The following is a 20,884-nucleotide window of genomic DNA, read 5'->3' as shown; positions in this document are numbered from 1 at the left end:
GGCGCCCGCCCGCGCAGCCGACCCTTCGCCTTCGCGATCTTCATGCCCTCCTTCGTGCGAGAGCGAATGAGGTCGCCCTCGAACTCGGCGACCATCGCAAGGACGTTGAACAGCAGGCGGCCAATCGGGTCCTCCGGGTCATGGACCGATCCCCCGATGCTGAGCTTCACCCCTCGGCGCGTCAGCTCGTCGACGATGTCGCGCGCGTCGGTGATCGAGCGCGCGAGCCGGTCGAGTTTTGTCACGAGCAACGTCGATCCGGTGTCGCACGCTGCTAGCGCTTCGCGCAGCGCAGGACGATCACGATTGCGACCCGTGAGGCCGGAATCGACATAGATCCGGTCCGACGGAACGCCGGCCGCCTCGAGCGCATCGCGCTGCGCGGTCGCGTCCTGCTTGTCCGTCGAGACGCGGGCGTATCCCACGAGAGCTGCCATCCCCACAGTGTGTCATTTGACGCCCCGTCATCGGGCATTTCATCGGGCGGGTCTAACGGGACAATGAGAGCCGGGAGATCTCGGTACGCCGAGACGCCATCTTCGGCGGCCGGACGACGACCCCCTACCGGACGTCAACGGGAAGTGACCTCGCGCGATTCGGTAGCCTCCCGAGATGGAAGCGACATGGATCGAGCACCGACGTTCTGATGACGGCGAACGACTCGGGTGGATGAAGCCCGCGGACGACGGTTTCATCGTGATCGACCTACTGGGCCGCCAGCGCACCGACGTCGTGGACTGGATGACCGCCGAAGAAGCTCTCGATGACATCGGTTTGAGCTATCTCGCCGACCCGCACGAACTGCGACTGGACGATGGATCCTGGCTCCGCGTCCGGATCGCAGAGGTGTCTCCCGATTCGATCCGAGTGAAGAAGGACGACTGGGGTGACACACGAGACACTCAGTTGCACTACTCACTGCCGCTTCCCGTCACGACGGAGCAGCTGCGACCCACGACTCCAGCGGGACGCCACTGAGTAGTCCTTCCGGGCCTTCGTTCGACGTCACTGTTGGACGCCTGCGTGCTGACGAGGCGTCCGCTGGTCGACCCCTCAACTGACGCCAAGCCGACCCGGTAAACGATCCCCTTACGGGACGGTCCTTCAGTTCGTAGTGTCGAACTTGTAGATCCGTCTCGGCAGTGTGAGTCGCATCGGTATTTGGCCGACTACTCGCAGCGGTCAGTGGCCGATGAGTAGTGCTTCTCTGGCGGCGTCGACGAGCTCCGGGGTGAGCGCGGGGATGTCGTTGAGGTGTTGGATGCGTTCGATTTGGGTGGTGAGGCGGTCGACGAGTCTGAAGTTGCCGGCGGTGATGCGCACGATCGTGGCGATCGCGGTGGCGTGAGCGATTCCGCTGTCCGCGGCGTCCGGAGCCGCGGGTAGCCGGTTGCTGAGGACAGCGGTGAGTTCGTCGGGGGTGAGGGTCCGGTATTCGTGGGCGAAGCCGATGCGGCTGTAGAGCTGGGGGTAGCGGGCGAGGCGTTTCTCGATCCCGGGCATGCCGATGAGGATGACGCCGATGTGATGACGATCGAAGTAGTCGCGCACTTGTTCAAGGCCTGCGGTTTTGAGGCGGTCTGCTTCGTCGATGATGAGCAGTTCGGTGCGACCGGAGGATCGGGATTCGACGTTGACGTAGGGGTCGACGAGTCCGTGTTCGGCGTAGTCGAGCGCGTAGGAGATCGCTTGGCATGCGCGCGGTAGGCCTACGTCGATCTGCCGGACGGTCGCGGCGACGGTGGGGGTGAAGATCGCGGTGCGCGCTTCGAGCACGCGCGGGGGAACGGGGCCGAGGTCGTCTGTGACGAACGCTTGCCATTGTTCCCAGTCGTCGGCTCCGGCGTAGTGGCGTGCGGAGAGGGTCTTTCCGACGCCGGGTGGTCCCCAGCAGAGCCCGATGTAGCGGTGGGCGCGGACGGTGTCCGCGAACTCCGCGAACCGGCGGTGTTCCCGAGTCCTCTGAAACGGCGGCATATCGGGGAGAGGCGGGGCGCTGTCGTTGATCTCACCGAACGCGCCGGTCAGGAAGCGGCGTCCGTCATCACCCTTCTGGGAGATGAGAGTGTGCTTGGGATTAATCGGTCGCATAGAGCCGGAGTCCGTGCCTGGGCGGAGCGGGTTCGGGTGGCGCCGGCTCCGGGTCGGCAGTCTCGGTGGGCGGGAGGTAGCGGGTGTCGTCGGGGAGCGCGTCGGCGAGGCTCCGACGCTGGCGGAGCTGCTGTTTCAGCGCGCGGCGGCGCTCGGCGCGGGCGGTTTGAAGTTGTTCGAGCGAGATCTCGTCGGCGGCGAGTTCCGGGGCGATCGCTCGACAGAGGAACGCATCGTTGAAGTAGACGCGGATCTCGCCCACGTCGCGCGGGTTGAAGCGCACGGTCACGTGTTCACCCACATAGGCGGCGAGGACGGGTGACACGTATCGGGTGGACGCGAACTGGATCCCGTCGCGTTGGACCTTCCTCGTTGCGGCGGCGGTGAGCAGGAGCAGATCGAGCTCGTCCGGGCTGGCCGGGACGCGCGGGATGAACCCGGACGCGCCCCACCGGTTCGCCGGAGCTTCGCGGGTCTCAGAGTGCGGTCGTGCGTTGTACTCCTCGACGATGAAGCGCTCGAGGATCGCGTCAAGCTGCTCCATCGTCAGCGCCGGAGGGGATGTCGGGGTGCCGTTGGTGCCGTGTGGGATGTGGCCGGGGAGGTGCGGGAGGAGTTCGGTGGTGATCGTGCCGTAGAACCGTTCGATCTTCCCGCGGCCCTGCGGCACGCCGACTCGCGAGTGGATGAGACGGACGTGGGTGTCCAGGCAGACTCGCTCGAGCCGGGCCGAGGTGAAGTCGGAGCCGTGATCGCTGTAGAGCACATCGGGGAGGCCCATCACGGGCCACGCCCGGTTGGTCTTGCGGTTGATGGCCTGATGCAGGGCCAGAGCGGTGCGTTCCGTAGTCGGAGCGCCGAGGAAGAGCGTGTATCCGGCGACGGCGCGGGAGTAGTCATCGAGCACGATCGTGAGCCACGGCCGAGCCGGCTCTCCCTTCTTATCGAGGATTGCGACGTCGAGGAGCGTGTGGTCGGCCTGCCACTGCTCATTCGGGCGGGTCGCTGTGCGGCGGTAGACCAGCTCGAACCGATCCCGGTAGGCGGCGTCCCCGTGCTGCGCCAGGGTGCGCAGGCCCGGGTCAATCGCAGCGATGACCGCTCGCACAGTGGAATAGCTCGGCGCGGAGACGCCGCGATCCTGGGCGAGCCCGCTCACGCGGCGGTGGACGAACGCGGCGGTTGGTTCCGGGCGCCGTAGCGCCAGCGCTTGGATCGCCTCAACGATCTCTCGTGATGTCCGCTGCTGACCCTTATCGGATCGGGGACGCCGCTCGAGACCGCCGCCGGTCGGATGGGTTCGGTACTGCTGTGCCCACCGGCTCAACGTTCGCGCCGGCACGCCTGCGGTGGCGGCGAGGCGGGTCCAGGGGACGCCGTCGTCGTCGTGTTGGCGCAGAAGGGCGAGTTTCGCGTCGACTGTCCACTGCGCCATCGCCTTTCACCTCTTCACGCGCGCCCGGTGTCCTCGGTGAGGTGGCGGTAGATGGTGCCGCGGGAGACCCCGAACGTCTCGGCGATCTGTTGCACCGTGTAGCTCTTCTGCTCGTACATCGCGCGCGCCTGTTTCGCCTTCGTCGGCGTCATCTTGAATCGGCCGCCACCTTTCCGGCCGCGGGCGCGGGCGGCGGCGAGTCCGTCGTGGGTGCGTTCGACGATGAGGTCGTGTTCGAACTCCGCGATCGCCGCGAGCATATGGAAAAACAGTCGCCCGCCCGGCGTGGTCGTGTCGATGCCCTGCGACAGCGCCTTCAACCCCACCCCGCGCAGTTGGAGCCCGTCGACGACCTCCTTGAGGTTGCGGACGGACCGGCCGAGCCGGTCGAGTTTCGTTACGACAAGCGTGTCGCCCTCGCGGAGATAGTCGAGCGCATCGGTGAGAGCGGGACGGCGGGCGAGGACACCGGAGGCGTGCTCAACGAAGATCTTGTCGCAGCCGGCGGCCTCGAGCGCGTCCGTCTGAGCATCGGGATTCTGATCCCGGGTCGAGACGCGCGCGTATCCGATCGAAGCCATGCCCCAAATGTACTGCGAACGTCGCTGACGGTACATAGCTCTCGGACACGGGCCGTGCAACACAGACACGCCGATCTGTGACCTGACCTTCCGAGGTGTTCTATGGACGACCGTTCATTGGAGACGCTGCCGACCCGATCTGCAACGGCTCGGAACCCGAACGAAACGCGCGACCGATGATGGCGAGGGAATGCAGCCGAGGACCGCCTTGTTACTTAATACCCCCGGGGGGTATACCTTCGGTTGAGGCCGGAACGGTCGAGAGGAGTCACGATGACGCAGCATGAAGGCCACGCAGGCGGGCAGTTCGGGCACGCGAGCGGGTCAGATCCGCACGCCGGTCACGACATGGGGGCGATGGGTCACGGTGAGCATCACGTGAGTACCGCGCCTGACGGCCACGCCGGGCACGAGATGCACGGTGCGCCGGCGTCGGGTGACGGGCACTCGATGCCTGCCGGTCACGACATGCATGCCGGTCACGGAGGCCATGGTGGTCATGGCGACCACGTGGGTCAGTTCCGGCGACTGTTCTGGATCATGTTGGTGATCGCGGTACCGGTGGTCGTGTTCAGCGGCATGTTCTCGATGATTCTCGGATACTCCCTCCCGGACGTACCGGGGATCGGCTGGATCTCGCCCGTGCTCGGCACGGTGATGTACGTGTGGGGCGGGAAGCCATTCCTGCAGGGCGGGGTGTCGGAGCTGCGCTCTCGGACGCCGGGGATGATGCTGCTGATCGCTCTCGCGATCACGGTCGCGTTCGTCGCCTCCTGGGGCGCGAGCCTCGGGCTGCTGGATCACGAGCTCGACTTCTGGTGGGAGCTCGCGCTGCTGATCGTGATCATGCTCCTCGGGCACTGGATCGAGATGCGCTCCCTCGCGCAGACGTCGACGGCTCTGGATTCTCTGGCCGCGCTGCTGCCTGATGAGGCCGAGCGGATCCGCGAGGGCGTTGCAGAGAAGGTGTCCCCGGCGGATCTCGTGCAGGGGGACGTCGTGATCGTGCGCCCGGGCGGCCGCGTGCCGGCGGACGGCCGGGTGATCGAGGGAACCGCGGACGTGGACGAGTCGATGATCACCGGCGAGTCGCGGCCGGTGAGCCGTGGACCCGGCGCGCAGGTCGTCGCGGGGACGGTCGCCACCGACACCGCACTGCGGGTGCAGGTGACGGCGGTCGGGGACGACACGGCCCTCGCCGGCATCCAGCGGCTGGTCATGGAGGCGCAGAACTCCTCCTCCCGGGCTCAGCGCATCGCGGACGTCGCCGCGGCGTGGCTGTTCTGGTTCGCGCTCGGCGCGGGTGTCATCACCGCGATCGTCTGGAGTCTGCTCGGCAGTCCCGACGAGGCGGTGATCCGCACGATCACCGTGCTCGTGATCGCCTGCCCGCACGCGCTGGGCCTGGCGATCCCGCTGGTCGTGTCGATCGCGACAGAGCGCGCGGCGAAGGGCGGCGTGCTGGTCAAGGACCGGCTCGCGCTCGAGAGCATGCGCACAGTGGACACCGTCCTGTTCGACAAGACCGGCACCCTCACCAAGGGAGAGCCGACCCTCAGCATCGTGCACAGCGTCGACGGGGTGTCGGAGGAGCGGTTGATCGCGGTCGCTGCGGCGGTCGAGGCGGACAGCGAGCACCCGCTGGCCCGCGCGATCGTCGCGGCCGCGAAGGCGCGGGGCGTCTCTGTGCCGGAGGCGTCCGCGTTCGAGGCGTCGACCGCTGTCGGCGTGACCGCGACCGTCGAAGGGACGCAGGTCAGCGTGGGCGGGCCGTCGATGCTGACCGCACACCGCGTAGCCGCGCTCGAGCAGACTCGGGCTTGGGAGAGCGACGGGATGATCATCCTGCACGTCCTCCAGGACGGCCAGGTGATCGGCGCTCTCGGGCTCGCGGACGAGGTGCGGGAGGAGTCCCGACAGGCTGTCCAGGCGTTGCACGCGATCGGCGTGCAAGTCGTCATGATCACCGGCGACGCCGAAGCGGTGGCGCGCACCGTGGGCGATGAGCTGGGTATCGATCGGGTGTTCGCGGGCGTGAAGCCCGAGGACAAGGCCGCGAAGGTCATCGAGCTGCAGAAGGAGGGCCGCCGGGTCGCGATGGTCGGCGACGGTGTCAACGACGCCCCCGCCCTCGCGCAGGCGGACGTCGGGATCGCGATCGGCGCCGGCACGGACGTCGCGATCGCCTCCGCCGGGGTGATCCTCGCCTCCGACGACCCGCGATCGGTGCTGTCCGTGATCGAGCTGTCGAGAGCGAGCTACCGGAAGATGAAGCAGAACCTGTGGTGGGCCGCCGGCTACAACCTGCTCTCCGTCCCCCTCGCAGCCGGAGTCCTCGCGCCGATCGGATTCGTGCTGCCCATGTCGGTCGGGGCGCTGCTGATGTCCGCGTCGACGGTCGTCGTCGCCGTGAACGCGCAGCTGCTGCGCCGCCTCGATCTCACCCCGGAAGCCTCCACCCGCGCTGCGCGAGAGCGCGGCACGGTGCCGACAGGTCAGAAGGAGCGCAGCACCGTCCAGGTCACCCCGTAGTCATCGCTCGCGACGATGCCGCGCTCGTCGGCGGCGAGAACCCACACCGTCTCGCCGCCGACGAGGGTGAACGCTTCCGGCGTTCCAGTCACGACTCCGTGCTGCTCCCATGCGCCATCCGCGGACCCTGTCCACACGGTCCCGTCGACATCGATACCGGCGAGAGCGCCACCGCCGGTCGCCTCCACCAGGTACAGGGTGGGCGCACCGTCCAGAGGGCGGAAGGTCGACGCGGCGTCGTCGCTGACCTGCACCCCGCCCTGGGTCGTCGCGTAGACCCGGTCGGGGCGGTCCGGGTCCACGGTCAGGTCTCGCAGCGCCACGGTGGCCACCGGTGTCCAGGTGGTCCCGGAGTCGTCGCTGCGACGGATCCGGCCGTCGCTCGCGTCGTATCCGTACACGCGCGTCGTCCCGTCCTCGAGCTCGGCGGTGGCGAGGTCGTGGAAGTCCGTCTGCCCGCTCAGGGACACCGGCTCCCACGTCCCGGCAGCGTCCGTGCTGCGGATCAGTCCCAGGTTCGGGCCGGCCGCGGAGGCGGCCGCGTCGGCGGGGTCGGGGTGCCCGGAGGCGTAGAACACGCCCTCGGCGGTCACGGTGAACCCCATCGTGTCCTGCACCCGTTCCGCGATCGGACCGTTCTGCTCCGCCGGTCCGGCGCCCGGGGCGGGGGCGGGGTAGGTGTCGGGGAGGACGTCGGTCGGGATCGTCCAGACGCCGGAGTGGGCGGCCGCGTAGGTGCGCCCGGTGACCGGGTCGTAGCCGAGACCGTGCACGTGTTCGAGCGTCGCGGAAGACGCGGGTGCGTTCGGGGCGGGAGGGGTCGGGGTGGCTGTGCAGGCGGTGAGGGTGAGCAGCGTCGCGACCGCGGCGGCGATGCTGACCTGTCGACGTGTGGTGCGGTGATCAGCCAAGGGTCACTCCGCGGGCACTCATGAAGGGTTGGGGGTCCACGCGGGCTCCGTTGATGCGGGTTTCGTAGTGGAGGTGGCAGCCGGAGGATGCTCCGGTGGAGCCGACGAGCGCGATGCTCTGCCCGGCGCTCACCGTCTGTCCTTCCGCGACGAGGAGGGTGCTGTTGTGGGCGTAGCCCGTCTGGATGCCGTTCCCGTGATCCAGGAGGACCCAGTTGCCATAGGAGCCCAGCGGGCCGGAGTACGCGACGGTCCCGGCGGAGGCCGCAGCGACCGGGGTTCCGCAGCCGGCGGCGATGTCGGTGCCGTAGTGGAAGGCGCCCACCCCGGCGACCGGGCGTTCGGGGCGCGGCCCGAACGTGGAGGAGATCCACCCCGACACCGGGTTCACCCATCCCGTGCTGGTCGGAACCGCGGCGTTGCCTCCGCCGACAGGTGCTGAGACGGGACGCACGACGGTCGCGGCGGCTTGCGCTGCGCGGGCGGCCGCGGCCTGCGCGGCCTGCGCGGCGGCTGCCGCTTCGGCAGCCCGGCGGGCGTCCTGTCCGCGCTGGAAGTCGGCTTCGGTCGCCGCCCGATCCTCCGTGAGGACACTCAACTGAGCCTGCAGCGTGGCCGCGTTCTGCTCCTGCTCAGCGCGCTGCGCGTCGACGGCGTTACGGGCGGCGATCGCGTCCGTCAACGCGGTCTGCGACTGCTGTGCGAGCTGATCGAGTTCCGTGGCCGCGACGTCCGCTTGGGCGGTGAGTGCGCGGGCAGTGTTCGCGTCCGTGACGGCGCTGGTGTAGATCGTGTCGGTCTTCTCCGCGAGCTTGCTCATCGTCGCGAGCTGGTCGAGGAGGTCTCCACTGTCTTCGCCGGTCAGCAGCGTCATGGTGAGGTCGGACCCGGCCGTGCGGGACAGGGTCGCCGCCAATCGTCCGGCTTGCACCTGCGATGTCGCCGCCTGCGCGTCGGCTGCGTCGGCCTGATCCTGGAGATTCTGCGCACGGTAGTTGGCGCGATCGAACGCGGCTTGCGCCTGCTCGTACTCTCGCCCGCGCCGCTCCTGCTCGCGCTGAGCGGCCGCGACGTCCGCCGCGAGACGATCCAGCAGTCCGGTGAGCTCGGTGATCTGCTGCTGCGTGCTGCTCTCATCGGCGCGGGCGGCCTGCACCTGCTCCCACGTCGGGTACTCGGCCGCCTGTGCCGCTGGCCCGGGGAGCAGCATCGCTGCGCTGAGGGCGAGTGCTGCAAGAAGGGCGGCCGCCGTGCGGCGGACGGGTGTTGCGCGCTCAGCCAAGACTCACCCCGGCCTCGCTCATGAATTGTTCGGCGTCGACAGGGGTGCCGTCCACTCGGGTCTCGAAGTGCAGATGGCAGCCGGAGGAGGCGCCGGTGGAGCCGAGGAGAGCGATCACGTCTCCGGCGGCGATGGTGTCGCCGACATCGACCAGGAGCTCGCTGTTGTGGGCGTATCCGGTCTCGATGCCGTCGCCGTTATCGAGCAGGATCCAGTTGCCGTAGGAGCCCGCGTATCCGGCCTCCTCCACCGTCCCGTCTGCTGCGGCGAGGATGGGGGTGCCGCAGGAGGCGGCGAGGTCGGTGCCCTTGTGGAAGGCGCTCACGCCCGCGACCGGCACGTCGGGCCGCGGCCCGAAGGTGCTCGAGATCCGTCCGGACACGGGCAGCAGCCACTGTCCCGATGTGGTGACGGGTTCCGCAGCCTCGGCCTCGTCGGCCAGCGCGGCGACGACGGTGGTCGGGACCAGGACTTCGGGTCTCGCTTCGGCGCCGAACGAGTCGCGGGTGACGGTGTGCTGCACGGCGGCGGCCGCGACGAACGTCTGCGGCGCCGCTCCCGCCGACGCGGCGACGTTCGTGGGGGAGGTGGGGGAGTTGACGGCGAACGCGGGCATCGAGGAGGTCACGGCGATCATCGCGACGAGCGTCATCGCGGACACCGCCGCGACCCTCGGGCTGCGCGTCGGCGTGCCGACAGGAGCGGGCCGGCGTCGCGTCGCGGCCCGGGTGGCGTGCCGCAACGCCTGCGCCGCCGCACGCGAGGGAGCCGTGTAGGTGCTCCGTCGCCCCTCCCGTGCCGCCTCGACGGGATGACCGTCGGGGGCAGGGGAAGCGGTGGGGGATGCCGTGGCGGAGGTGGCGCGGAGGTCGCGTCGGCGGGGGTAGGCGGCAGGGGTGGGGGTGGTCACAGGCGCGCTCCTTGAGGGGTAGGGAGGCGGGGTGTCGTGTGGTGCATGCGGGAACGTTTCTGGATCGAGCGCCGACAGTGGGCGCGAAGGAAAAGGGGTTGGGGGTCGCCAGGTACGGCGACCCCCAACCGGGCGCGGCGTTTAGCACGCGCCAGGGCAGGACGCAGCAGGGGGTGACTGCGTCTGCCCCGTCAGGGGAAAGGGGTGGGTCAGCGGCTGGCGAGGAGGGACTGCATGGTCGCGATCTCCTCGGTCTGCGTGGTGACGATGGTGTTCGCCATCTCGATTGCGTCGGCGTTCTGGCCGCCGTCGATCTCGGTCTGCGCCATCTCGACAGCACCTTCGTGGTGCATCGTCATCTGCTCGAGGAAGAGCTTCTCCGCCTCGGCTCCGGTCGCGGAGTCCAGCGCGGACATGTCCTCCTCGGACATCATCCCGTCCATGCTGTGGTCCATTCCGGACATCGACTCGTCGCCGCCCCAGGCGGTGATCCACTCCTCGAGCTGCTCGATTTCGGGACCCTGAGCGTCCTTGATCTGGGTGGCGAGGTCTGTGACGTCGGAGCTGATGCCGTCCTTCGCGAGGATCATGTCGGCCATCTCCACCGCCTGCTCGTGGTGGGGCTTCATCATCGTCGCGAACATCACGTCCTGGTCGTTGAAATCCGCTGCCTCCGCGGTGGACGAGGACGGGGTGCTCGATGCGGACGAGCTGCTGCCGCTCATCCCGTCCATGCCGTCCATGCCCGACGAGGAGTCGGAGGAGCAGGCGGCGAGGGTGAGGGCGGTCGCGAGAGCGAGGGTGCTCGCAAGAAGAGTGCGCGTGGTGTTCATGAGGATTCTGGTCCGTTCAGTCGAAACACGATTCGGTCGACGGCGCCGGCGGCGCGGTCGTGGAGGTCGCAGCGACGCTGCGACGACTCCGGCGAATCAGGTGCGACTGATCGACAGAACGGTCAATGAGGGCAGATAGACGTGGAATCGTGCGCGCGGCAGCAGCCGCAGCACTCGCGGCCCCGCGTCCAGGACGCGCGCGAACAGCGCCGGAACACGAGCGAGGAGGATCAGGCCGGCGAGGAAGAACACGATGACGCAGGTCGCGGCCATCAGAGCGCACCCCATCGCGCAGCTCTGATCGCACGGCAGCATCGGCAACGCCGCTCCACTGTCGGCCGTCGCGCCCGCGCTCATCGCAGCCGACGTCCCGGCGGCGGAGGTCATCTCATCCGGGTGGGACGCGGCGGCGTGCGAGTGGCTCCCGGCCGAGACGGCATCGGTGTGGGAGCCCATCATCGAGTGCATCGCGAGCACCCCCAGCAGCAGACCAGCGAGCGTGAGGACCACGAGTAGGACGCGCGTCCAGGCCGCGGACCGGTCCGGAAGAGTCGACACGATCACGACTCTCACCTCCCGGCCATCCGTTGCAGAACACAACACGGCGCCCCAGCGGCCGCCGACATATACCCCCCTAGAGTATGCGGAAGACGCTCCGCACGGCTGAAAAGGTGCTCCGTACCGCCATCAGACCGCGGCGCTCCACGAGCGCAGCACCAGACGTCGCGGGGCAGACGACCGCGAACCGCGCACCAAGCGCACACACGACCGAGGGGAACGAGACGCTGTGAGCGAGCAAGAAGATCAGGGTCACGACGACGCTGTGCACGGCTACATCTCCAACAAGGACCAGTACCTGCGTCGCCTGCGCCGCATCGAAGGCCAAGCCCGTGGACTGCAGAACATGGTCGACGACGAGCAGTACTGCATCAAGATCCTCACCCAGATCTCCGCCATGACCAGCGCCCTCGAATCCGTCGCGCTCGGTCTGCTCAACGACCACCTCAACCACTGCGTCCTCGAAGCCGCAGCCGCTGGCGGCGACGAAGCAAAGATCAAGATCCAGGAAGCCTCCGACGCCATCGCCCGCCTCGTCCGCTCCTGAACTGCGACAAGCGCACCGCGAAGATCGGCCTCGGCAGCGAGGCATCATTTTGCGTTGTGAGAACGACGCCGTTTACCGATGCGGCTCACAGTCTCGGCAGCTTTCCGGGATCGGCGCCCCGGCTGCCCGTGCCTTGGATGAGGCGGGGGTGCGCGACGTGGATGCTGTGCGGCGGGTGGGCCTCGACCACCTCGCGAGTCTCCACGGAGTAGGGCCGAAGACTCTTCGGCTCCTCCGGCATGCCCTCGCCACCGCCGATGCGCACGACCGGTGACCGCGGAGCGTAACTACATCGCCCATCGCATCGTCACCACCACGGCCGACCTCTGACCTCGGGCCAGCCAAGCCAGGATGGAGGCATGACTGAAGCCTCCCGCCGACCCTCACTGGCGGACGTGGCGCGTCTCGCCGGCGTGGCCCCCGTCACGGCATCGCGGGTTGCCAGCGGGCAGAACAATGTCGTCCCCGCAACGCGGCAAAGCGTCTTGGACGCGATGCGCGCCCTCGGCTACCGTCCCAACAGCGCGGCTCGCGCGTTGAAGAGTGGATCGTTCCGCACCCTGGGGATCGCCTTCTTGGGTCTAGGCACTTTCGGCATGATGCGGACCGTGGACTCGATCGCCTCGGCGGCGGCCGAGGCGGGCTACGCCATCACACTCGTTCCGGTCTCCGCGCCCAGCCAGACCGGGCTCAACGGCGCCTTCACCCGGTTCGGCGAGCTGGCGGTGGACGGCCTCATCGTCGTCGTCGAGACCTACCTGCGCGACACGGCGCAGCTGACCCTCCCCGAGATCCCCCGCGTGCTCGTCAACGCGGCCGCCGGAGCGCACGGGCCCGTCGTCGACGCCGATCAGGCGGGCGGCGTGCGCGCCGCCGTGCAGCACCTGCTCGAGCTCGGGCACCGCACGGTGCACCACATCGCCGGACCCCGCGGCTCCTTCGCGTCCGAGCGCCGCGAGGCGGCCTGGCGGGAGACGCTCCTCGAGGCCGGCGCCCCCGTGCCGCCCGCCCGCTACAGCAACTGGCGCTCCGACGGCGGATACCTGCACGCCGCCGCCCTGGCCGAGAGCGGGGACTGCACGGCCGTGCTGGTCTCCAGCGACGAGGCCGCTCTGGGCGTTTACCGGGCGTTCGCGGAGCACGGGCTGCGGATCCCCGAGGACGTCAGCGTGGTGGGCTTCAACGACATCCCGGAGGCTCAGGACTTCTCACCGCCGCTGACGACGATCCGGCAGGACTACCGCGCGGTCGGCGCGAAGTGCGTCGAGCTGCTGCTCGAGCAGCTCGCGCACGGGGTCAGCGACGAGCCCGTCGTCGAGCTAGTGCCGACCTCGCTGATCGTCCGGGCGAGCACCAGACCGCCCGCGACGCTCTAGACCGACACGGAGCGGATGTGCACGCAGCCGTTGGACCGACTGCGAGACAAGTTGTTGAGACAGCGAGACTTCCGCCGATCCGGCCGAGTCTGACCTCGAACCGGCCGTCGACGGGGTGTCTCAGAAAGCCAATGTTTTGCGAGGCGCTAGAAGACAGAGCTCTCCCCCCAGCGGAGGGGGTCGGTTTTCGAGCTAGGCCTTGCGGCGGCGGCTGCGGTTGAGACGGGCCTTCAGTCGTGCAGGCTTCTTCGTCGGCCAGAAGACGAGGACGAGATCCTCGACCTTGTTGACGACGAAGTAGATCGTGGCGCACACGATCACGACGTTGGGGTCCACCTCCCCCTGCAGCATCTCGAAGAGCGGGTTCATGGTGACCTCCGCGTGTTGAACGCGCGAACGCGTTCGGATCACACCGAGCCGGGTGACTCGGTGTCGCTCACTACCAGCAATCATTCGAGCGCTGGCAGGAGAGGAGGGGGCCAGGAGAGCTGTTGCTGCTCGATCCTGGGCATGAAAAAAGCCGGCTCGGGGCCGGCTTGTCGGGTGATCGATCGATCGCCCATTTTCAACGTAGGGGGTGACATCGTGGGCCAGAAAACGCGACGTGCGTGCGGCGCCGCGGCACGGCGGCATCGAGCTCCGCCAGGTACCGCGGACCGCGGTCATCGCCACCGCCTCGACGACTCGGGGGAGGGTCGTCCATTAACGCGAAAAGCCAGCCGGGTAGCTGGCTTTAGACGTACGTATGCCGATTCGTGACCATCATGGCTCGAATTGACATCAACGGCAACGACCTCGGGTGGTCGACCCACCTCGCGGCCTAGCGCGAGCCTACAGATTTCAGTTCTTGCCGGAAGTCAAGGACCCGGCATGGCGTCGAACATCGATCAATCAGGTCGTCGTCGCTCGATGAGGATTGTGTCGCGCCAGGTGCCGGCGGCTGGTCCGTGGGTCATCCGCGCGATGCGTTCGCGGGTGCCGACCCGTCGGAATCCGGCGCGGGCGTGGAGGGCGAGGCTGGCGGTGTTCTCGGGGAAGATGCTCGACTGGATCGTCCAGAGTCCTGCGGTGCCTGCGGCGTCGATGAGCGCCTGCAGGAGTTCGGCGCCGATTCCGCGGCCGCGGGCAGACGACGCAATGTAGACGGAGTGCTCGACCACCCCTCGGTAGACGGGCCGGCTCGACACCGGTGAGAGCGCGGCCCAGCCGAGGATCTGGTTGCCGTCAGTGGCGACCAGGCGCCCTACGTCGAGCTTTCCGGCATCGAACGCCTCCCACGTCGGCGGTTCGGCCTCGAAGGTGGCGTGCCCGGTCGCGATGCCCTCGCGGTAGATCGCCTCGACCGCCACCCAGTCCTCGGGGAGCATCGCCCGGACCGCGATCATGAGCAGCAGCTCCCTCCGGCGGATCCGATATCGGTCGAGCAGACGCCGGTCTCGGGGAGCACGAGCTGCACGCGCCGAGCGGCAGCGTGATCGCCCGCGAGCTCGTCCGCAATGGACCGGACCTGCTCGTAACCGGTGACCAGGAGGAACGTCGGGGCACGGCCGTAGGACTTCATGCCGGCGATGTAGAAGTTCGGCTCGGGGTGCGCGAGCTCTGCAACGCCGTGCGGATCGACCGTGCCGCAGGAGTGCAGGTTCGGGTCGATCAGCGTCGCGAGCGCGCGCGGCGCTTCCACGATCTCGTCCAGGGAGACGCGGATCTCGCGCAGCATGCCGAGATCGGGCCGAAACCCGGTGGCCTGCACGACGACGTCGGCCTCGACGCTCTCGCGCTCCTTCCGGCGGCGACCCCTCACCGTGACGCGGCCGGTGGCGGTCTTCTCGAGGCGGTCGATCTCGAAGCGGTCCAGGAGGGTGATCGCGCCGTCGCGGACGAGCTGGTGGACCGAGCCGCCGAGCTTGCCGCGCTCCTCCAGTTCGTCGTCGCCGGAGCCGAAGACGCGGAGCGGGCTGGTCCCACGGATCGCCCACGTGATCCTTGTGCCCGGTTCTTCGCGGGCGAGGCGGGCGAGCGTGATCAGGGTGTTCGCGGCGGAGTGGCCGGCGCCGACGACGAGGACGCGTTTTCCGGCGAAGCGGGCGCGGTCACTGCCGAGCACGTCGGGCAGCGCGTGGCTGAGGTGCTCGGCGACGTCGGCGGCGCCGATCGGATCGAGGCCGGCCGAGGCGAGAGCGTTGGGCGTCGAGTACGTGCCCGAGGTGTCGATGACGGCGCGAGCGGTGACGTCGACGGCGCCCTCCGGGGTGTCCAGGCGCAGCAGGAACGGGGTGCCCGCGCGGCCGACCGAGCGGGTGCGGTCCATGCCCTCGCGGGTCACGGCGGTCACACGCGAGCGGTACCGAAGGACCGGGGCGAGCTGCGGCGTCGCGGCGAGCGGGGCGAGGTAGTCGCGGACGAACTCGTGCCCGGTCGGCAGCTTCTTCGCAGCGGGCGCCTCCCAGCCGGCCGCGTCGAGCAGGCGCCCGGCGGCGGCATCGACCAGGTACTCCCACGGCGAGAACAGCCGGGTGTGACCCCACTGCTGCACGGCGGCCCCGGCACTGTCCCCGGCCTCGTAGACGAGGACGTCGAGGCCCCGCTCGAGCAGCTGCGCGGCAGCAGCCAGGCCGACGGGGCCGGCGCCGATCACCGCGACGGGCAGCCCGGTGAGGCGGCGCTCATCGGTGCGGGGCGGGACGGCCAGCAGCACGGTCATGGCAGGATCCTCGGCTCGTCGCGTCAGCGACCGGCGGGCAGCAGCTCGGCCAGCAGCGCCTCGACGCGCGCCTTGATGTCGTCACGGATCGGACGGACCTCGTCGAGCGACTTGCCCTTGGGGTCCGTGAGCGACCAGTCCTCATAGCGCTTGCCGGGGAAGATCGGGCAGACGTCGCCGCAGCCCATCGTGATCACGGCGTCCGACTCGCGCACCTGCTCGGTGGTCATCAGCACCGGCACGGCCTGCGAGATGTCGATGCCCTCCTCCGCCATCGCGGCGATCGCCGTCGGATTGATCCGGTCGCCGGGCTCGGACCCGCCGGAGAGCACCTCGACGGCGCCGTTCGAGAGGGTGCGCATGTAGCCGGCGGCCATCTGCGAGCGTCCCGCGTTGTGGATGCAGACGAAGAGGACGGTGGGGGCGGTCATCGGAACTCCTGAGCGTCGACGGAACGGGACGACCGCATCGATCTCCGTCGATGCAGGCACGGCCGACTATATCGACACACGTCGATCCAATGGGAAGATGGGGCATGGCCGTTCTCGAGATGCTCCCCCTGACGGACGTCGCCGCCTGCTGCGCACCGCTGACCCGCGAGGCGATGAGCACGGAGAACGCCGAGAAGCTCGCGCGCTCGCTGCGCGCGATCGCGGACCCCACGCGGCTGCGACTGATCTCGATGATCGCCGCACACGACGGTCAGGAGGCGTGCGTGTGCGACCTCACCGAGCCGCTCGGACTCGGTCAGTCCACCGTCTCGCACCACCTGAAGGTCCTCGTCGACGCCGGGATCCTGACCCGCGACAAGCGGGGGACCTGGGCCTACTACCGCCTCGTCCCCGGTGCCCTCGAGTCCCTGGCCGGGCTCATCGCCGCTGTCTGACATGACCTGCAGCGGCGGGAAGATGCCTCTGCGACTACAAGCGCGATCGATCGATTCGATCTCATGGGAATCAAGGACAGCTCGCCCGTACGGTGGAGTCACCGCATCCTGGTCCCGGCCCGGGAGCGGGCCTTTCCGCGATCCTCGAAGGCTTTGAAATGAAGACTGTTCTGTGGAACGGAGGATCTGTCGTCCTCGACGACGACACGGTGGACGCCATTCTCCACTACTCCTCCCTGCTCGCCCGCCTGAAGCTTGCGGGGACGATGACGGTCGCGAATCGAGCCCCCGACAGGAGCTGTGACGAGGTCGTGCTCTCAGTGGGGCTCGACGCGACGTTAACGGTTCACAGCAGCCCGACGGCGACCAGCGAGATGGGCGGCACCAGTGCGGACACAGGGCAGGCGACGTAGCGCAGCTCCCCCTGTTCACGGTTCGTCTGAAAGTCGATGGAGGACTTCGCAATGACGTCGGCCACGACTACTCACGTCGTTGTAACGATCGCGGTGACGGTGTCGCTGGCGTTCGGCATTTCCTAGGACGGTGAGGTCATGAGGACTACGGTTCAGCCAAGCGTGGTGCCGGACCCGAAGAACGGCGGCGTGAGACGAGTGAGCTGTTCTTGGACATCCTCTCTCTGCAAGGGTTCCCGTCGGCTGTCACCAGCTGGGCGCATCCGGCGGGCGCCATTGTGAGCACCCTTCAGCGCTCGGGTGAGGAGTCCTCTCGGGCCGACGTGATTCGTCGTCGCGGTGTCAGGATCGAAGGAACTCAAAGGAGAGTCATGCGCTACATGCTGTTCATCTGCAATGACCCCACCGGGGAGCCCTATGACGCGGAGCACGACGATGTCGGCGAGTGGGTGAAGGCGCTGCAAGCATCCGGCTCGTACGTGGTCGGTGATCGGTTGCGACCAGCCGAGGACGCCAGAACCGTGCGCGTGCGCGGAGGGGAACGCTTCGTCGTCGACGGGCCGTCCATCGAGGGTTCCGGGCAGTTGGCCGGTTTCGACATCGTGGAGGCTGATGATCTCGACGCGGCGGTCGCGATTGCCTCTGAGCATCCGATGGCGCGTTTCGGGCTCGTCGAAGTGCGACCGGTGTGGCCCTTCTAGAGGGTGGCCTGACGGCGTCGGCGCCGCCGCCGGCGTCATCCGCGCGCCCTATGAGGCTCCGCGGGTCCTCCAGTAGAAGGCGCAGCAGCTGCGCCCCGACCTGAGCGTCCTCGCCCGAGACATCCTGGAACGCCGTCACCTCTTGCCAGACGTCGAGTAGTGGCCGCGGGAGTGTCCAGCCGCACGTGCGGCGCGTCGCTCCCCATGAACACGATGACCGGACACTAAGTGCCTGGTCTGGGGTGTCAGGCGAGGGTGAGGAAGAGCTTCTCGAGCTCTTCCACGGTGAGCTTGCGCGGAGGGGCGTCAGCCGCGACGTCGTCGGCGGAGTCCGCGTCGTCGGTGATGAGGCACTGACGCATGGCGGTGGAGATGATCGCGAAGCCGGCCCGATCCAGAGCGCTGGAGACGGCGGAGAGCTGGGTGACGACGTCTCGGCAGTCGCCGCCGTTCTCGACCGCGCTGATCACGGCGGTGAGCTGTCCCTGCGCGCGCTTAAGGCGGTTCGCGATCTTCCGGATGGCGTCCGTGTCGTGGAGTTGGCCAGCGGTGTCGGTCATGCTCGTTCTTCCTTTTCGCGGCGCGAGGTGCGCGTCGAGTGCTCTGATGCTGCGGGTGCGCGGTAGCTTCCGGTTCAGAGTACCCCTGGGGGTATCGGCGTGGAGGCTAAGGGGTGATTCTCGATCGCTTGGCCGTCTCGTTGCGAGAGCGTCAGCGGGTGAGGAGTCCCGCGATGCTGACGGACGCGACGAATACGGCGACGAGGAGGACCAGTACGGCGAACACGATCTTGACGGTTCTGTCCGGGAGGCGGGAGGCGTAGCGGGAGGCGATGAGGGATCCGGCGATTGCGGCGCCGCTGAACAGGAGGATGACGGGCCAGTCGAGGGTGGCGCCAGGGAGGTGGGCGCTGAGGCCTGCGACGGAGTTGATCACGATGATGACCAGCGAGGTGCCGACCGCGGCGCCGGCGGACAGGCCGAGAAGGAGGATGAGGGCGGGGGTGATGAGGAATCCCCCGCCGATGCCGAGCAGGCCCGTGAGGAATCCGACGACCAGGCCGACTCCGATCGCGCGGAGCGCGTAGAGGCGGACCCGGTGATCGTGTCGGGTGGGTGGGGCGGTGAGCATGCGGATGCCGGCAGCGACCATGAGGGCGGCGAAGAGCAGCATCAGCACGTCCGGGTCGAGGACCTTGTTGATCTGGGAGCCGACCCACGCGGCAGGGATTCCTGCGGCGCCGACGAGGGCGGCGGTGCGCCAGTCGATCGCGCGTCGCAGTCGAGGGATCACGGCGGAGAGCGCGGCCAGTCCGACCACGATCAGAGACGCGGGGACGGCCTCATCGGTCGACAGACCGACGCCGTAGACGAGGGCGGGGACGGCGATGATCGAGCCGCCGGCGCCGACCAGGCCGAGAACTGCTCCGATGAGGAGGCCGAGAGGGAGGGAGATGAGGCTCATGCGCTCTTCCGGATTGTCGGGTGGGTGAGGGCGCTCTCGGCGAGGTCGGCGAGGGCCGCGGCGGCGAGGACGCCGGAGTGGCGGCGCACCGCCTCGCCGCGGCGCAGGAGGAGGACTGTCGGGATGGACCGGATTCCGGCTGCTCGAGCGAGAAGCGGTTCGGCTTCGATGTCCACGGTGGCGAAGAGGATCAACGGGTAGTGCTCGGAAAGGCTCTCGAACACGGGCGCGAAGGCTCGGCAGGGACCGCACCATCTCGCCCCATAGCTGATGAGAGCGACGTCGTGCGCTGTCGTCTCGGTATCGAACGTGTCAGTGGTGAGGGCGTGGACGGTCATCGATCCGAGGTCAGGTAATGGGGAGGCCGGCGAGGGTCCAAGCGTCCATCCCGCCGGCCATCGTGTCGGCGGTGAAGCCGGCGCCGGCGAGTGCGGCCGCTGCAGCGGCGCTGCGGCGGCCGCTGCGGCAGACGACGATGATCGGCCGAGTGGGCGAGAGCTCGGAGAGGCGCTGCCCCAGCTGTCCCATCGGCACATGCAGGGCGCCGGGGATCATGCCGGTGGCGACCTCGTCGTTCTCACGGACGTCGAGGATCTGGCTCGTCGGACGACGACGGTCGACTTCGGTGACGGTGATCTCGTTCATCGGTTCTCCTTCAAGTGGTGAGCGGGGTGATGCCTTGCGGGGAGGGGTCAGCGGAGGGGTTCGCCGGCAGAGCGCCAGGCGGTGATCCCGCCGCGCAGGGAGTGGGTGCTGTAGCCGCGGTCGGCGAGAAGGCGGGCCGCGGATGCGGAGCGGACGCCGGATTGGCACATGAGCACCACGGGACGGTCCTTCCGGATACCTGCGCTCGAATCCTTCAGCGTGTCCAGTGGGACGTGCTTGGCTCCTGCGGCGTGGCCGGTGCGCCATTCCTGTGCCGTGCGCACGTCGACCAGGGTCGCGCCGAAGAGCACGAGCTCCTTCGCCTGCGCGACGGAGACGGTGTTGTAGGAGCGGCGGAACAAGCGGTCGAGAAGACCCATCAGACTGCGCTCCGGACCGGGATCTGGGTGATGGCGCCGGTCGCTGTCGGCTCGACGGCGGCCTTGTTCCACGGCAGCCGTCCGAGGACGGAGGCCATCGGGCAGCTGTTCACAGCAGCCGAGAACGTCAGACCGGCCCCGATCGCGCCGGACAGCAGACGCAGCGGAGACCCGATGACGCGTCCGCCGACCAGGCCCAGCAGCACGAGGACGCCTGCGGCGAAGCGGACCTGGCGGTCCATCGCCCACCGCTCAGCGCCTCGGACGACGTCGCCGCCGGCGGCGGCGTAGCCGGGCACCCCGTCGGCCAGGACGTAGGCGCCGGCGAGGCCGGTCGCGGCCAGGCGCTGTCGAGCCTGCTCCGCGCGGACACCGGACTGGCAGGCCAGCACGACGCGGCTCCCGAGGCGCTCGGCGAGCTGGTCGGTGTGCTCGGACAGCAGCGGCAGGGGCACGTTGAAGGAGCCACGGATGTGCAGCGACTCGAACTCCGCTGCGGAGCGCACGTCGATGACGAGCAGGTCCTCGTGCTCGCTGACCCACTCCTGGAGGGTGCTCGAGTCGACGGTGAGAGGGGAAGAAGTGGTCGTCATGGTTGCCCTTTCGAGAGCGCGGCGACACCGCGAACGGGTGCCGCC

28 protein-coding genes and 1 pseudogene are annotated in these 20,884 nt (G+C 68.8%); 9 read left to right on the top strand and 20 right to left on the bottom strand.

What is annotated here, in order from left to right; translation table 11 throughout:
• Nucleotides 1–437: recombinase family protein (locus HRK28_RS19715; RefSeq protein WP_173252824.1), on the bottom strand; the 437-nt coding region annotated here is incomplete at its 3' end.
• Nucleotides 438–612: 175 nt separating this feature from the next.
• Between HRK28_RS19715 and HRK28_RS19710 the strand changes: the two genes are divergently transcribed.
• Nucleotides 613–978 (top strand): hypothetical protein, encoded by a 366-nt coding sequence (locus HRK28_RS19710; protein WP_173252823.1) that lies wholly within the window; start codon nucleotides 613–615, stop codon nucleotides 976–978.
• A 204-nt stretch (nucleotides 979–1,182) separates the two neighbouring features.
• Here HRK28_RS19710 and HRK28_RS19705 read toward each other — a convergent pair whose 3' ends face one another.
• The 4 genes from HRK28_RS19705 to HRK28_RS20385 all read right to left on the bottom strand — a co-directional run bounded on the left by HRK28_RS19705 (nucleotide 1,183) and on the right by HRK28_RS20385 (nucleotide 4,608).
• Entirely contained in the window at nucleotides 1,183–2,091 is a 909-nt protein-coding gene (locus tag HRK28_RS19705; protein ID WP_173252822.1) for an AAA family ATPase, read from the bottom strand.
• The gene (locus HRK28_RS19700) at nucleotides 2,078–3,526 is read right to left on the bottom strand and encodes a Mu transposase C-terminal domain-containing protein (RefSeq protein WP_173252821.1); all 1,449 of its coding nucleotides are present in this window, start codon (nucleotides 3,524–3,526) and stop codon (nucleotides 2,078–2,080) included. The genes HRK28_RS19705 and HRK28_RS19700 overlap by 14 nt, the downstream gene beginning before the upstream one ends.
• 14 nt (nucleotides 3,527–3,540) lie before the next feature.
• The gene (locus HRK28_RS19695) at nucleotides 3,541–4,107 is read right to left on the bottom strand and encodes a recombinase family protein (protein ID WP_173252820.1); all 567 of its coding nucleotides are present in this window, start codon (nucleotides 4,105–4,107) and stop codon (nucleotides 3,541–3,543) included.
• A gap of 324 nt (nucleotides 4,108–4,431) precedes the next feature.
• Nucleotides 4,432–4,608, bottom strand: a complete 177-nt coding sequence (locus tag HRK28_RS20385) for a hypothetical protein (protein WP_254305069.1) — start codon at nucleotides 4,606–4,608, stop codon at nucleotides 4,432–4,434.
• Between HRK28_RS20385 and HRK28_RS19690 the strand changes: the two genes are divergently transcribed.
• On the top strand, nucleotides 4,522–6,639 hold the full coding sequence (locus HRK28_RS19690) for a heavy metal translocating P-type ATPase (protein WP_254305068.1): 2,118 nt from the start codon (nucleotides 4,522–4,524) through the stop codon (nucleotides 6,637–6,639). The genes HRK28_RS20385 and HRK28_RS19690 overlap by 87 nt on opposite strands.
• On the opposite strand, the gene HRK28_RS19685 is transcribed toward HRK28_RS19690, so the two are convergent.
• From HRK28_RS19685 to HRK28_RS19665, 5 genes are all read right to left on the bottom strand, one after another.
• Nucleotides 6,603–7,550, bottom strand: a complete 948-nt coding sequence (locus tag HRK28_RS19685) for a F510_1955 family glycosylhydrolase (protein WP_173252819.1) — start codon at nucleotides 7,548–7,550, stop codon at nucleotides 6,603–6,605. The genes HRK28_RS19690 and HRK28_RS19685 overlap by 37 nt on opposite strands.
• Nucleotides 7,543–8,832, bottom strand: a complete 1,290-nt coding sequence (locus HRK28_RS19680; protein WP_173252818.1) for a M23 family metallopeptidase — start codon at nucleotides 8,830–8,832, stop codon at nucleotides 7,543–7,545. The genes HRK28_RS19685 and HRK28_RS19680 overlap by 8 nt, the downstream gene beginning before the upstream one ends.
• The gene (locus HRK28_RS19675) at nucleotides 8,825–9,484 is read right to left on the bottom strand and encodes a M23 family metallopeptidase (protein WP_254305067.1); all 660 of its coding nucleotides are present in this window, start codon (nucleotides 9,482–9,484) and stop codon (nucleotides 8,825–8,827) included. Before HRK28_RS19675 ends, HRK28_RS19680 begins: the two co-directional genes overlap by 8 nt.
• 467 nt (nucleotides 9,485–9,951) lie before the next feature.
• A complete protein-coding gene (locus HRK28_RS19670; RefSeq protein WP_173252816.1) occupies nucleotides 9,952–10,575 on the bottom strand; it encodes a DUF305 domain-containing protein in 624 nt (207 codons plus the stop codon).
• Nucleotides 10,576–10,671: 96 nt separating this feature from the next.
• Complete coding sequence (locus tag HRK28_RS19665; protein WP_217274954.1) at nucleotides 10,672–11,085, bottom strand: hypothetical protein; 414 nt, start codon at nucleotides 11,083–11,085, stop codon at nucleotides 10,672–10,674.
• Nucleotides 11,086–11,362: 277 nt separating this feature from the next.
• On the opposite strand from HRK28_RS19665, the gene HRK28_RS19660 reads away from it, so the two are divergent.
• The 4 genes and pseudogenes from HRK28_RS19660 to HRK28_RS19650 all read left to right on the top strand — a co-directional run bounded on the left by HRK28_RS19660 (nucleotide 11,363) and on the right by HRK28_RS19650 (nucleotide 13,056).
• On the top strand, nucleotides 11,363–11,680 hold the full coding sequence (locus tag HRK28_RS19660) for a metal-sensitive transcriptional regulator (protein ID WP_367948486.1): 318 nt from the start codon (nucleotides 11,363–11,365) through the stop codon (nucleotides 11,678–11,680).
• Nucleotides 11,681–11,729: 49 nt separating this feature from the next.
• Nucleotides 11,730–11,954, top strand: a complete 225-nt coding sequence (locus HRK28_RS20935; protein ID WP_173252814.1) for a helix-hairpin-helix domain-containing protein — start codon at nucleotides 11,730–11,732, stop codon at nucleotides 11,952–11,954.
• 85 nt (nucleotides 11,955–12,039) lie between these two features.
• Nucleotides 12,040–12,189, top strand: a pseudogene (locus HRK28_RS20380) (LacI family DNA-binding transcriptional regulator); the annotation flags it as partial.
• 87 nt (nucleotides 12,190–12,276) lie between these two features.
• Nucleotides 12,277–13,056: a substrate-binding domain-containing protein gene (locus HRK28_RS19650; RefSeq protein WP_254305066.1), complete on the top strand. Its 780-nt coding sequence runs from the start codon at nucleotides 12,277–12,279 to the stop codon at nucleotides 13,054–13,056.
• 192 nt (nucleotides 13,057–13,248) lie between these two features.
• Here HRK28_RS19650 and HRK28_RS19645 read toward each other — a convergent pair whose 3' ends face one another.
• From HRK28_RS19645 to HRK28_RS19630, 4 genes are all read right to left on the bottom strand, one after another.
• On the bottom strand, nucleotides 13,249–13,425 hold the full coding sequence (locus tag HRK28_RS19645) for a hypothetical protein (protein ID WP_173252812.1): 177 nt from the start codon (nucleotides 13,423–13,425) through the stop codon (nucleotides 13,249–13,251).
• Nucleotides 13,426–13,943: 518 nt separating this feature from the next.
• Nucleotides 13,944–14,423, bottom strand: coding sequence for a GNAT family N-acetyltransferase (locus tag HRK28_RS19640; RefSeq protein ID WP_173252832.1), 480 nt, complete (start codon nucleotides 14,421–14,423; stop codon nucleotides 13,944–13,946).
• Nucleotides 14,424–14,437: 14 nt separating this feature from the next.
• The gene (locus tag HRK28_RS19635; RefSeq protein WP_173252811.1) at nucleotides 14,438–15,757 is read right to left on the bottom strand and encodes an FAD-dependent oxidoreductase; all 1,320 of its coding nucleotides are present in this window, start codon (nucleotides 15,755–15,757) and stop codon (nucleotides 14,438–14,440) included.
• A gap of 23 nt (nucleotides 15,758–15,780) precedes the next feature.
• The gene (locus HRK28_RS19630) at nucleotides 15,781–16,188 is read right to left on the bottom strand and encodes an arsenate reductase ArsC (protein WP_173252810.1); all 408 of its coding nucleotides are present in this window, start codon (nucleotides 16,186–16,188) and stop codon (nucleotides 15,781–15,783) included.
• A 104-nt stretch (nucleotides 16,189–16,292) separates the two neighbouring features.
• Between HRK28_RS19630 and HRK28_RS19625 the strand changes: the two genes are divergently transcribed.
• The 3 genes from HRK28_RS19625 to HRK28_RS19615 all read left to right on the top strand — a co-directional run bounded on the left by HRK28_RS19625 (nucleotide 16,293) and on the right by HRK28_RS19615 (nucleotide 17,757).
• Nucleotides 16,293–16,643 (top strand): metalloregulator ArsR/SmtB family transcription factor, encoded by a 351-nt coding sequence (locus tag HRK28_RS19625; RefSeq protein WP_173252809.1) that lies wholly within the window; start codon nucleotides 16,293–16,295, stop codon nucleotides 16,641–16,643.
• Nucleotides 16,644–16,801: 158 nt separating this feature from the next.
• Entirely contained in the window at nucleotides 16,802–17,056 is a 255-nt protein-coding gene (locus HRK28_RS19620) for a hypothetical protein (RefSeq protein ID WP_173252808.1), read from the top strand.
• Nucleotides 17,057–17,427: 371 nt separating this feature from the next.
• Nucleotides 17,428–17,757 (top strand): YciI family protein, encoded by a 330-nt coding sequence (locus tag HRK28_RS19615; protein WP_173252807.1) that lies wholly within the window; start codon nucleotides 17,428–17,430, stop codon nucleotides 17,755–17,757.
• Nucleotides 17,758–18,002: 245 nt separating this feature from the next.
• On the opposite strand, the gene HRK28_RS19610 is transcribed toward HRK28_RS19615, so the two are convergent.
• From HRK28_RS19610 to HRK28_RS19585, 6 genes are all read right to left on the bottom strand, one after another.
• Nucleotides 18,003–18,317, bottom strand: a complete 315-nt coding sequence (locus tag HRK28_RS19610; protein ID WP_173252806.1) for a metal-sensitive transcriptional regulator — start codon at nucleotides 18,315–18,317, stop codon at nucleotides 18,003–18,005.
• Between the two features lie 151 nt (nucleotides 18,318–18,468).
• Nucleotides 18,469–19,221, bottom strand: coding sequence for a sulfite exporter TauE/SafE family protein (locus HRK28_RS19605; RefSeq protein WP_173252805.1), 753 nt, complete (start codon nucleotides 19,219–19,221; stop codon nucleotides 18,469–18,471).
• Nucleotides 19,218–19,559 carry a co-chaperone YbbN gene (locus HRK28_RS19600; protein ID WP_173252804.1) on the bottom strand — a complete coding sequence of 114 codons (342 nt, stop codon included), beginning with the start codon at nucleotides 19,557–19,559 and terminating at the stop codon, nucleotides 19,218–19,220. Before HRK28_RS19600 ends, HRK28_RS19605 begins: the two co-directional genes overlap by 4 nt.
• A gap of 10 nt (nucleotides 19,560–19,569) precedes the next feature.
• Entirely contained in the window at nucleotides 19,570–19,866 is a 297-nt protein-coding gene (locus tag HRK28_RS19595; RefSeq protein WP_173252803.1) for a rhodanese-like domain-containing protein, read from the bottom strand.
• 47 nt (nucleotides 19,867–19,913) lie between these two features.
• The gene (locus HRK28_RS19590) at nucleotides 19,914–20,246 is read right to left on the bottom strand and encodes a rhodanese-like domain-containing protein (protein ID WP_173252802.1); all 333 of its coding nucleotides are present in this window, start codon (nucleotides 20,244–20,246) and stop codon (nucleotides 19,914–19,916) included.
• Nucleotides 20,246–20,839, bottom strand: a complete 594-nt coding sequence (locus HRK28_RS19585; RefSeq protein WP_173252801.1) for a rhodanese-like domain-containing protein — start codon at nucleotides 20,837–20,839, stop codon at nucleotides 20,246–20,248. The genes HRK28_RS19590 and HRK28_RS19585 overlap by 1 nt, the downstream gene beginning before the upstream one ends.
• Nucleotides 20,840–20,884 lie beyond the last annotated feature (45 nt).

Origin of the sequence: Rathayibacter sp. VKM Ac-2835 (genome assembly GCF_013266705.1) — a bacterium.
Lineage (GTDB): Bacteria > Actinomycetota > Actinomycetes > Actinomycetales > Microbacteriaceae > Rathayibacter.
This window is presented reverse-complemented; position numbering and strand designations above follow the sequence as displayed.

What these genes read in the sequence shown, in the direction of transcription:
- HRK28_RS19710 (WP_173252823.1), top strand. Translation starts at nt 613, where the DNA reads ATGGAAGCGACATGGATCGAGCACCGACGTTCTGATGACGGCGAACGA.
- HRK28_RS19705 (WP_173252822.1), bottom strand. Translation starts at nt 2,091, where the DNA reads ATGCGACCGATTAATCCCAAGCACACTCTCATCTCCCAGAAGGGTGAT.
- HRK28_RS19700 (WP_173252821.1), bottom strand. Translation starts at nt 3,526, where the DNA reads ATGGCGCAGTGGACAGTCGACGCGAAACTCGCCCTTCTGCGCCAACAC.
- HRK28_RS19695 (WP_173252820.1), bottom strand. Translation starts at nt 4,107, where the DNA reads ATGGCTTCGATCGGATACGCGCGCGTCTCGACCCGGGATCAGAATCCC.
- HRK28_RS19690 (WP_254305068.1), top strand. Translation starts at nt 4,522, where the DNA reads ATGCACGGTGCGCCGGCGTCGGGTGACGGGCACTCGATGCCTGCCGGT.
- HRK28_RS20385 (WP_254305069.1), bottom strand. Translation starts at nt 4,608, where the DNA reads ATGACCACCATGGCCTCCGTGACCGGCATGCATGTCGTGACCGGCAGG.
- HRK28_RS19675 (WP_254305067.1), bottom strand. Translation starts at nt 9,484, where the DNA reads ATGACGCTCGTCGCGATGATCGCCGTGACCTCCTCGATGCCCGCGTTC.
- HRK28_RS19670 (WP_173252816.1), bottom strand. Translation starts at nt 10,575, where the DNA reads ATGAACACCACGCGCACTCTTCTTGCGAGCACCCTCGCTCTCGCGACC.
- HRK28_RS19650 (WP_254305066.1), top strand. Translation starts at nt 12,277, where the DNA reads ATGATGCGGACCGTGGACTCGATCGCCTCGGCGGCGGCCGAGGCGGGC.
- HRK28_RS19645 (WP_173252812.1), bottom strand. Translation starts at nt 13,425, where the DNA reads ATGAACCCGCTCTTCGAGATGCTGCAGGGGGAGGTGGACCCCAACGTC.
- HRK28_RS19640 (WP_173252832.1), bottom strand. Translation starts at nt 14,423, where the DNA reads ATGCTCCCCGAGGACTGGGTGGCGGTCGAGGCGATCTACCGCGAGGGC.
- HRK28_RS19635 (WP_173252811.1), bottom strand. Translation starts at nt 15,757, where the DNA reads ATGACCGTGCTGCTGGCCGTCCCGCCCCGCACCGATGAGCGCCGCCTC.
- HRK28_RS19630 (WP_173252810.1), bottom strand. Translation starts at nt 16,188, where the DNA reads ATGACCGCCCCCACCGTCCTCTTCGTCTGCATCCACAACGCGGGACGC.
- HRK28_RS19625 (WP_173252809.1), top strand. Translation starts at nt 16,293, where the DNA reads ATGGCCGTTCTCGAGATGCTCCCCCTGACGGACGTCGCCGCCTGCTGC.
- HRK28_RS19620 (WP_173252808.1), top strand. Translation starts at nt 16,802, where the DNA reads ATGAAGACTGTTCTGTGGAACGGAGGATCTGTCGTCCTCGACGACGAC.
- HRK28_RS19615 (WP_173252807.1), top strand. Translation starts at nt 17,428, where the DNA reads ATGCGCTACATGCTGTTCATCTGCAATGACCCCACCGGGGAGCCCTAT.
- HRK28_RS19610 (WP_173252806.1), bottom strand. Translation starts at nt 18,317, where the DNA reads ATGACCGACACCGCTGGCCAACTCCACGACACGGACGCCATCCGGAAG.
- HRK28_RS19605 (WP_173252805.1), bottom strand. Translation starts at nt 19,221, where the DNA reads ATGAGCCTCATCTCCCTCCCTCTCGGCCTCCTCATCGGAGCAGTTCTC.
- HRK28_RS19600 (WP_173252804.1), bottom strand. Translation starts at nt 19,559, where the DNA reads ATGACCGTCCACGCCCTCACCACTGACACGTTCGATACCGAGACGACA.
- HRK28_RS19595 (WP_173252803.1), bottom strand. Translation starts at nt 19,866, where the DNA reads ATGAACGAGATCACCGTCACCGAAGTCGACCGTCGTCGTCCGACGAGC.
- HRK28_RS19590 (WP_173252802.1), bottom strand. Translation starts at nt 20,246, where the DNA reads ATGGGTCTTCTCGACCGCTTGTTCCGCCGCTCCTACAACACCGTCTCC.
- HRK28_RS19585 (WP_173252801.1), bottom strand. Translation starts at nt 20,839, where the DNA reads ATGACGACCACTTCTTCCCCTCTCACCGTCGACTCGAGCACCCTCCAG.